The following is an 8973-nucleotide window of genomic DNA, read 5'->3' as shown; positions in this document are numbered from 1 at the left end:
TGAATTTGAACATTAAGCTCTTCGCCTCTTTGTCCACCCAGTTTTCCTTCAACTACCGAACCCAGAAGCTGAACTATTATCCGGATTACTCTTCTTATCCAGAAATAAAGTACCTGACCAAAAGGATCAAACCCAGTGCCAATTTCGATCTTAATCTCAGCCAGAAAATCAATCTTTTGACTTTCAGTTTGAAGGTCAACAATTTATTTGATGATAAAACTCCGACCCAGTTTGGTAATTCTCTTTCGGATTTGGACTATCCCAACCCTGGAAGAAAAGTCTACGCAGGGGTAAAACTGGATATGTAAGAATTTATGGCGAACATCGGATGACTAATGACGGATAAAACATAAAAAAGACGTGACCGTAGTTCATTGTCCGTGACCGTGAACTGTAGGGGCACGGCGTACCGTGCCCAGTTCTTTCGTAGGGGCGAGGTTTCCTCGCCTAAGTCTTTATCACCCGCTTTTGATTGTAGGGGCAGACCAAAGTGTCTTCCCTTTGCTTTTAAACCTTTAATTTCCTAATTCGGATATTCATCTGTAACGTAGCTGTCAATACCGAATTCCCAGGCCGCTACCGGTTCCAGGGTTGTTCCGTTGTGCCGGTATAAGACATACCGGTTGTACTTCTGCCACAATGCCGCTGCCTTGCCAGGAGCGGTATTTATGGTCGAGGTAACCTCCTTCTCCTGAAGTTCCGAAACCGAGGTCATGGTCTCATATCCGAAGGATGTGCTTATGGTCGTGGAGACTTTAGATTCAAACATTTTGATGCTGATTCCGGCTTCCACCGTAACCGATATGCTGGTTTCATTCCAATAGCTATCGCTTTCCGTGGTAGTAACCCCTGACCTTATGAGCACACTGTTTGTCTGAACTTCTGAAGTTTGATTATGATTATGATACATAAGTTTGTAATACACCTGACGCTCCAGCCGGTAGAATGGTGAGTTGCTGATTCTCCAGTGGGGATTGCTGGAATCATAAAGAGCATCCTTAACTATGGTACAGGGTATCAGCATTGCCTTAGCCATCAGAGGAACCGTCTCTTCCGGTGGTGTATCATATCCGGTTAGAGTAGGAACGTAGGTCTGGTATGGTGCTTCTGCTAACATCGGTAAGGGTATATTAAGGACGTTCATTACCGGGTGAACTGACGGCGGAGTCGTGCTCTGCACGGCGACAAACGTTCCGGTTGAAAGATAGGCATCATCATGAGGTCCTGCATCCGGAGGATCGATTTTCCAGGAACCGAAATACCTTTCAATTATAGGTATACCGAAACCCCAGATATACTCACCTGCATCGCCTACAATTGTCAGGTCCTCACGCACACATACAACATCATTCAGGCTTGGCTTGCCATATCCTCTCTGGACTACAATCCCCAAAGCCTTGTATCCGGCAGGTGGAACAGGTATCCAGAATGAGCCGTCGTCATTTGAGCCAGTACCCCGGTCGTTCCACGCAAGTGCATAGTCAACCGGTGCAGCCAATGCAGTTGAACCTGGTTTTGCCTTTACCACCATCACTGCATGTATGCCGTTGGGGTTATAGTAATTCTTAAAACCCAGAGAGCCAACTGGTTTGAACCCATCTGTTGGCAAGGGGTGGTAGTATGACCCATCTATCGGGAGACCACTCCCCCTATCACACCAGCGATATTCAAACGAATCGCAGTACGCAACTTCTAATTCGCCCACATCCAGAACCTTGTGGTTATATACCCATACGGGCACGATTTTGCTGATTCCCGAATTGCTGGTAATAGTTAAGTTAGTCTTTCCGTAACTTACCCCGGTTACCCGAATCACAGAATCCGACACTGTTGCGACAGTTGCGATGCCTGCATCACCCATTGTTGCAGTGAAAGTCTCAGGTAATCCATTTTTATCATTGGCGATTACGGTGATTGCCTCGCTTCCGCCGGGAACGAATGAGACGCTGAGTCGGCTTACGAGCAAACTCTGCTGCGAGGGCGGCACAGGTTCAGATGATTTCGTAGGGGATTTTTTGCAGCCTGCAGCAATAACAATAAGCATCATCACCATCACTACCCATCGAATCCTAAGCTTGAGGTCGATCATAGGAACCTCCTATTTTAATTTATATCCTTTGTAATTAGTATAACAAATTCCTAAAAACTGTCAACAGAATAAAACGGAACAAAATCCACCTTTTAGGTGCGATTATTCCGCTAAAGTTGAATAGAGAGGAGGAGTATGTAGCATCGGGTCTTGTGCCCGACGAGATCGCAGGGGTGAAACAATCCGTCTGCATTGGACAGATTGCATCGTTCTTTTTCACCCTACCGGGCCTTGTGCCCGACTTTTGTCTTTTCCTTTTCCATGACTCCTTAGAACCCTTTATCCCTTCATCCCTTGATCTCTTAATCTTTTTGCCCAAAAAAAATCCCCCCTCGCCAAGGCGAGAGGGGCTTGAATTTTCTTGATGGGAGTGGTGGAGGGGGGATGCCCCGAATCCATCGGGGTGGCTGGGTTTTAATATACCAGCACACACCACTCCCAAATCCTCTGTAATATCACGCGACCTGAAAAAGATATATGCAATTTATATGCCCAAGTCCAGTTACTCCTAAAGTAACAGTTTAAGGTCAAGTCTCACTCCTTATATACCACTTTACCTTTCTCCCGTAACTAAATAATCATTAAAGAGTTATGACCTTAACTCTTAACCGGCATATTCAAATCTGAAAACCCATCTTTTTGAACCTGTTCTTGACAAAGAACTGTAAATAATATAATCAAAACCAGATTTTATGCAAGCAAATTCATACATTTTGCAACTTTTTTTACAAAAAAATCATAGCCCAAGCCTGCACGCATCCTCGCCTGACCTGAGATTGATGCGCTGATTTGACTTTTTTCTCCTGGTTTTGATAAGACTTAAAGTATCACTTGAAGTAAATCTGGATTGGCGATGGTAACTGGGTATGGATGCGGTACTGAAGTCTTGGAGACCTATCAGGGCGAGGAAACCTCGCCCCTACAATTTATCAAATGGCAGACACAGGGGTCTGCCGCTACCCGTCTCACGTCATTTAAAGAATCCTTCATCCACTTTCACGTCAACAGAATTTTTATCCTTAAGTAAATCCTTTCTCTCTTTCAGCCATTCCTCAAAAAGATAAACCTTTGCCGGGATGGCAAAAGGTGCCTGCGGAGAAGTGATCAGGGCTTCCCCTGCCTCAAGCATCTGAATCTCCGCTCCTAAATCTGATATATCCTGCTTGGCTGAGCTTTTTAAGATATTCCGGTCACGTTCATCTGCCAGTCCTAAGATGAAAAGGGTATTGAACTGAGATAGAAGCTCCTCGTTAATCAGCTTTGGCTGCTGGGTGATGGCACAAAGACCGGTTTTGAATTTCCTTCCTTCCCTGGAAACTTGGGCGAAGATATTTATGTCTGACTCTCCTTTTTGAGATAAGACTCTCTGGGCTTCCTCCATCACGATCAAAGTCGGCAGGATTTTTTTGAACTTGGCCGGGTCCTGATATGCTTCCCTGTTTCTGGAAAAAACCGCTCTGGTAAGAACCGCAGAGATCAAAAGCTCTTCCTGCTCAGACATATTGGAAGTGTCAATTAAGACTACCTTCCCCAGGCTTAAATCATTAATCACGTTCAGAGTGATGGAGACCTGTGGGTCACCGTGTACAAAAGGAAGCCTCAAAATCTGCTCAGCCCTTCTCTGGATAACCCCGATGGTTGATTCAAAAAATGCACCGCCTGAGGATATGCTCATCGCCAGCTCCTGAATAGAGCTTTTCGTCACCCCCACTAACCAATCATGCCTGAAATGGTGAGATAAAGCATATAGAGCCTCAACTTGAGCCTGCGTAAAACCATAAATGTGCCTGACGTCCTTTATCTCTATCTCTTTGGAGCTTATCTTGAGCTTATTATAAGGTCCCTTTAGATCTCTGGAAGAATAGACCCTCAGTCTATCTTTTGCCAGAGGATGGTCAACCAGCCCTTTGTGTTTCGGGTCACCCCCACCGTCATAATATTCACCGTGCGGGTCTAAGATCAGCATTCCGTATCTGCCCGATTCCAAGACTGAAGAAGCCAAAACTTTCATCAGATTACTTTTCCCCATCCCGGTAGTGGCAAATATCCCTATGTGATATGGAAACAGCTCTCCGCTGATTCCGATTTTAAAATCCAGAATTTCCTCACCTGAACGCAAAGAGCCGACCTCGACATCCCCCATATATTTTTTCAGGAAAAGAAAATCCTCATTATTCGGAGTTCTAACCCTGGAGAAATGCTCCGGTATGGTTCTGGGCTTTTTGAATTGGTGATTTTTGACATAACCTAAAGGCACACATCTACCGATCTTGAAAAGCCTTCTCTCTTTTTCCTGAAACTGGTAAGACTCATCCTGCCGGTCTAAAAGCATCATATTCCCTGCAGTGCGCGAAGCCCAATCCGGATCAGTTGCCTCAACCCCGTAGCTGACATCTACAATCCTTAGATAGAAAGGAAGATTCCGCTCCTCGTCCAGAGCAACCAGGATATCCCCCAAATGCAGCTCCTCCTCATAAAAAGTCCGGAAATAAATCTCAGTAATGCTTTTGCCGATAATCCTGCCTTTGTAATCCATTTTTTCTCCTCTGTGTAGGGGCACGGAGTGCCGTGCCCCTACTGTGTGTTCGCCTGTATTTTCTACAACAAGAGCTTCGCTATAAATTACATTTTATGAACCTCAAAATATTCTTTCATCCGAAACTATTGTGAAAACCTTATCACTTACATGCATTTGTACTTTTCCGAATCTGGGGCAACAGTAATGCATGCTTACGAAAATAAAAAAAGTAACATCCCAGCCGTCTCCTGCTCTAACCACAGAGGGAGGCATGATTTCATCTTTCTTCAAACGCAAAACTGATTTAGCGAATTTTTCATAGTCTTCGAAAGTACTCCATTCTTTGATCTCTTTAGCTAATTCCATAGGATTAGAGATAACTTTGATACCATCCCAGGATGTTATTTCTATACAATAAAATAGAACTGACAATGGAAGGATATTCTTCTTTTCTAACATATTGTTATTGAACAAATAATCTATCATTTTGCCAAACTCATTCTGCCCTTCAAAACGAAATAATCTGAAAGTCTTCAAATCATCAGAAACTGCTACTACAAAAGGCACAGGATGGCTAAATAGGATATGAATACTATCCATCTCAATTTTGTCAGTAGCGATCTCATAAATTGCCACGCCTTCCGTCTTGAATTCTGGAGTTTGCTGCACGGAATATTTCGAGTAAAGTGCCTCGTTTAATTTGCTATCTATTTCACTTAAGCTATCTTTTTCTAAGTCTAGACTGTAAAAATCTTTTATCTTTTCCTCCTGAGCTGCCAACAAGGCTATCTTCTTTGAAACCTCTTCTTTCCTCACATCCCTGCGGAAGCCAATTACGGAAAGAAAAATAAGGCAAGTGAAAATATTCAAAATAAGCTTTTTCATAATGCACCTTCTTTATTTCTTATCTGCGAAGAAATAATTTGTGTTTTTGCCTAAATTGAAAATCTCACCTTCTAATTTATCCAAACCCACCCTTTCCGGATTTTCCCTATCCAGGTGCCATTTCAGGGGGTTATTCTGGATATATTGCCTGATTTTGAATAGTTTATCCTCATTCCTAATGACATGTTCATAATAGTTGCGTTGCCAGACAGATGCACCGGGTGTGCCGCGAATCTGGTTAATTCGATTAGTCACAGCCGATTTGAATGACCGAACTATGGTCGGAAATGAATTTGCTACCGGTCTGCTGAACCGTTCAACTGTAGGGGCACGGCGCGCCGTGCCCCTACCATCATCTATAATCAGAATAACACCATGAAAATGATTTGGCATGATAATATATTCATCTAATATTATATCCTTTCGTAATTCGGCTGTTTTTAACCACTCTCTCTTGACGATAATACCTCTTTCATTTAATTCCATTTCCTCGTTAACCACATCTCCAAATAGAAATTCACCCCCGTCCGTGCATATCGTCACAAAATATCCACCCGCCTGGGAATAATCGTATTCCTTTAATCGAATTGACCTGCGGTGATGTTTTTCTAAATTATGTGTCATTGTCTTTGTTCTGAATCTTCCATTTTCCTTGTTTTGTTCTCCTTTTGTTTTTATCCGTCATTCGTCATCCGTCATTTTTTTATTTATTCAAATCCGCATTCAGCACCTCGTGAAAATCCCGGAACAACAAATCCCAGTCTGCAGACGAAATCCCTTTCTCCAATGCCTTGGTCTGCAATCTATATTTTATGTCCTCGATTTCGCTCCCTGAAATCCTTGCCCGGTTATGCGCTGCTGCTAAAGGATAAGGATACCCTAAGAAAGCCGGATCAGAGGAAAGATTAGATAACCAGGAGAAAATCTTTTCCGGCTCAGTCTGGTCCAGCCGGTTCACATCCACCCGGAAAGCATAATCAGAGGAGGCTTTAAGTCTGGACACATAAATCGTCCCGAACCAGTTAGGATTTTTCAGAGCTAAATCGACATCAGATAGACGACAGAACCATTTGGATTCAGGACAGAATTTCTCTGAGGTTTTGACCACCATCGGTATCAAAGGAGATTTCTTACCCCAGTAAAGAGTTGAGGTCTTGGTCACCCCGACCAGGCCAATACCTTTATTCAGAGCTTCCTGAGTAACCTCCAGAAGAAGCTCGTATGGCGGAACGATACTTGCCCTTAAGGAGCCGTCCACTAAAATCATATCCCCTTTTTCCAATCTTTTTAAAAGTTCCTTGACCAGTATCCATTCAGCAAAAAGCCGCAGACGGTCCAGAATCTTATCAATTTCAGGGACCTCATTCGGCACCTGCCCAACCAGTTCAGAATAGGCAGAAAGATATTTTTCTGCACTATTCTCTAAGGAGATGATCTCCATTTTTAAAGGTAAGAAATTCTCCTCCACTCTCTTTCCCTTCTGGAAAATAACATACCCAGCCCGGTATATTCCAATGAGAAACGACCTGGTTTTTAAGACCGTGGCAGAACCACCATCCACCGCTGCAACTTTCTGATCAAAAGACAGGTCGGGAATTTTTTCAAAGGAGAACTGGTCTAAATTCTTATCCAGAACTAAAAGCTCTTTTTCCTCAGCCCCCGGCTCGATCTCGATATGCTCAGGCTTTTCCTTCAGGGCTTCCTTAATGAAGGAGACCGCTTCAGTGACCTCTTTATCGATATTCTCAGTCAAACCTAACATCTGTTTTCCTTTTCCTATATCATCATTGCGAGCCCGCAGGGCGAAGCAATCCGTTGACTATTAGCAGATTGCTTCGTCGTTCTACTGATTCCTCGCAAAGACAGCCTGAATGTCATTGCGAGCGATCCCGCCAAAGGCGGGAGAGCGAAGCAATCCGTTTACCATGCACAAAACCTCATAATTCTTTGGACAAATCCTTCCATTCATTATTCATTTCGTTAATCAGATCAATTTTCTTTTGCCTTGATCCGCCCTTAATTTGCTTTTCCCTTGAAATTGCATTATATGCATCATCTAACACTTCATAATACACTAATTTATCAATGTTATATCTCTTTGTAAAATCCTTTACCAATTTTTGTTTGTGTTCATATACTCTTTTCTTCAAATCGCTGGTTACTCCTGTATAAATCACCGTGTTATTTTTATTGGTCATTAGATATACATAATATTGTCTGTTCATTTTTTTTCTATACCGTTACTGCGAGCAAAGGCAAAGCACTCAACTGACAGTGGAGGGATCGCTTCGTCGCTTCGCTCCTCGCAAAGACAGGCTGAAATCGTCATTGCGAGCGATCCCGCCAAAGGCGGGAGAGCGAAGCAATCCGTTGACTATTAGCAGATTGCTTCGTCGGTCAGATGACCTCCTCGCAATGACAGATGTGCAGCTCTTTTTCTCCCTTGAACCCTTAAACCCTTGAATCCTTTTATTTTATATCCAGTCCTACTATCTTCCATTCCCCTTTACTCTTTTTCAGGAAAACCTCAAGGTTTTTCTCTCCCTTGATGTTCTCTCCGCTAAAAGTAAGTTCTACCCTGGCGCTGTCCTTTCCCTCAGGGATGGAAAACCTTCTCCGGGTGAACTGCAGGTTTTTGACTTCCCCACCTGTGGTCGATCCGGATGATTTCAAATTGGAAATCTCCAGGAGAAGTGAGTTGATCAGAGAATCCCGGTTTATCCCTCTGGTGCTGTAGACCGAATCCAGGACCGCCCTATCCTGGGTAAGGACTCCCCTTTCAAAAACACCCATCACATCTTTAAGCGGAACTATCTCATCAACTTTTTCTTTCTGCTTGCAACTTGAGAAGAAAAACACCAGAATAGAGATTATGGTAAATTTTACCGCAGAAGTTAAATATCGCATTGTCAAAGCCTCCTTCTTTTTCGACTGGGCGGCTGACCTCCACCCTACAAATACTTGATTCTATGTCCTTTATCCTGTATTTGATTTCGCCTTCATTTTTATTTTTGAAGCAAAAATCTCATCTTCCAGCCTATCCGTCCCTGTTCTTTCCGGATTTTCCCGGTCCAGATGCCACTTTAAAGGATTAAACTGAATATATTGCCTGATTTTATTTAGTTTATCTTCATTCCTGATTACGTGTTCATAATAATTGCGCTGCCATAGCCGCCTGGGAAACGGCTTCCATCGATTGATCGACACATTTCGAATATATTCATTTGTGGTCATTGTTTTGAACCACTGGACGATCCTGTGTGTTCGCCCGACATATTGGGGCAGACACGCAGGTCTGCCCCTACCATAACCACGATGCCATGAAAATGATTGGGCATAATGACAAATTCATCCATTTCAACATTCTTGAATTTGTTCTTTATCTCCATCCACCATTTTTCTATCATTTCGCCCGCTTCGCTCAAAATCATTTTCTCATCTTTTAATTCACCAAATAAATACTGCTTGTTTTGTGTACATA

General features: G+C 43.1%; 10 protein-coding genes. 1 reads left to right on the top strand and 9 read right to left on the bottom strand.

Annotated elements, in window-relative coordinates:
- Positions 1-308, top strand: a 308-nt coding sequence (locus MUP17_08920; GenBank protein ID MCJ7459097.1) for a TonB-dependent receptor, incomplete at its 5' end; no start/stop codon positions are given.
- A 215-nt stretch (positions 309-523) separates the two neighbouring features.
- Here MUP17_08920 and MUP17_08915 read toward each other — a convergent pair.
- From MUP17_08915 to MUP17_08875, 9 genes are all read right to left on the bottom strand, one after another.
- Complete coding sequence (locus tag MUP17_08915) at positions 524-2089, bottom strand: Vps62-related protein (protein MCJ7459096.1); 1566 nt, start codon at positions 2087-2089, stop codon at positions 524-526.
- A gap of 970 nt (positions 2090-3059) precedes the next feature.
- Complete coding sequence (locus MUP17_08910; GenBank protein ID MCJ7459095.1) at positions 3060-4625, bottom strand: ATP-binding protein; 1566 nt, start codon at positions 4623-4625, stop codon at positions 3060-3062.
- A 102-nt stretch (positions 4626-4727) separates the two neighbouring features.
- On the bottom strand, positions 4728-5492 hold the full coding sequence (locus tag MUP17_08905) for a hypothetical protein (protein ID MCJ7459094.1): 765 nt from the start codon (positions 5490-5492) through the stop codon (positions 4728-4730).
- Between the two features lie 12 nt (positions 5493-5504).
- The gene (locus tag MUP17_08900; protein MCJ7459093.1) at positions 5505-6116 is read right to left on the bottom strand and encodes a transposase; all 612 of its coding nucleotides are present in this window, start codon (positions 6114-6116) and stop codon (positions 5505-5507) included.
- A 79-nt stretch (positions 6117-6195) separates the two neighbouring features.
- A complete protein-coding gene (locus MUP17_08895; protein ID MCJ7459092.1) occupies positions 6196-7254 on the bottom strand; it encodes a DNA double-strand break repair nuclease NurA in 1059 nt (352 codons plus the stop codon).
- 175 nt (positions 7255-7429) lie between these two features.
- Positions 7430-7717 (bottom strand): GIY-YIG nuclease family protein, encoded by a 288-nt coding sequence (locus MUP17_08890; GenBank protein MCJ7459091.1) that lies wholly within the window; start codon positions 7715-7717, stop codon positions 7430-7432.
- A 244-nt stretch (positions 7718-7961) separates the two neighbouring features.
- Entirely contained in the window at positions 7962-8399 is a 438-nt protein-coding gene (locus MUP17_08885) for a hypothetical protein (protein ID MCJ7459090.1), read from the bottom strand.
- A gap of 69 nt (positions 8400-8468) precedes the next feature.
- Entirely contained in the window at positions 8469-8726 is a 258-nt protein-coding gene (locus MUP17_08880; GenBank protein MCJ7459089.1) for a hypothetical protein, read from the bottom strand.
- On the bottom strand, positions 8723-8973 hold a 251-nt coding region (locus MUP17_08875; protein ID MCJ7459088.1), incomplete at its 5' end, for a hypothetical protein. The genes MUP17_08880 and MUP17_08875, both read right to left, overlap by 4 nt.

The sequence above is a fragment of the Candidatus Zixiibacteriota bacterium genome (genome assembly GCA_022865345.1).
GTDB lineage: Bacteria > Zixibacteria > MSB-5A5 > MSB-5A5 > RBG-16-43-9 > RBG-16-43-9.
This window is presented reverse-complemented; position numbering and strand designations above follow the sequence as displayed.

Coding starts and splice junctions, on each gene's coding strand:
- MUP17_08895 (MCJ7459092.1), bottom strand. CDS start 7,254: ATGTTAGGTTTGACTGAGAATATCGATAAAGAGGTCACTGAAGCGGTC.
- MUP17_08905 (MCJ7459094.1), bottom strand. CDS start 5,492: ATGAAAAAGCTTATTTTGAATATTTTCACTTGCCTTATTTTTCTTTCC.
- MUP17_08900 (MCJ7459093.1), bottom strand. CDS start 6,116: ATGACACATAATTTAGAAAAACATCACCGCAGGTCAATTCGATTAAAG.
- MUP17_08910 (MCJ7459095.1), bottom strand. CDS start 4,625: ATGGATTACAAAGGCAGGATTATCGGCAAAAGCATTACTGAGATTTAT.
- MUP17_08915 (MCJ7459096.1), bottom strand. CDS start 2,089: ATGATCGACCTCAAGCTTAGGATTCGATGGGTAGTGATGGTGATGATG.
- MUP17_08885 (MCJ7459090.1), bottom strand. CDS start 8,399: ATGCGATATTTAACTTCTGCGGTAAAATTTACCATAATCTCTATTCTG.
- MUP17_08890 (MCJ7459091.1), bottom strand. CDS start 7,717: ATGAACAGACAATATTATGTATATCTAATGACCAATAAAAATAACACG.
- MUP17_08880 (MCJ7459089.1), bottom strand. CDS start 8,726: ATGACCACAAATGAATATATTCGAAATGTGTCGATCAATCGATGGAAG.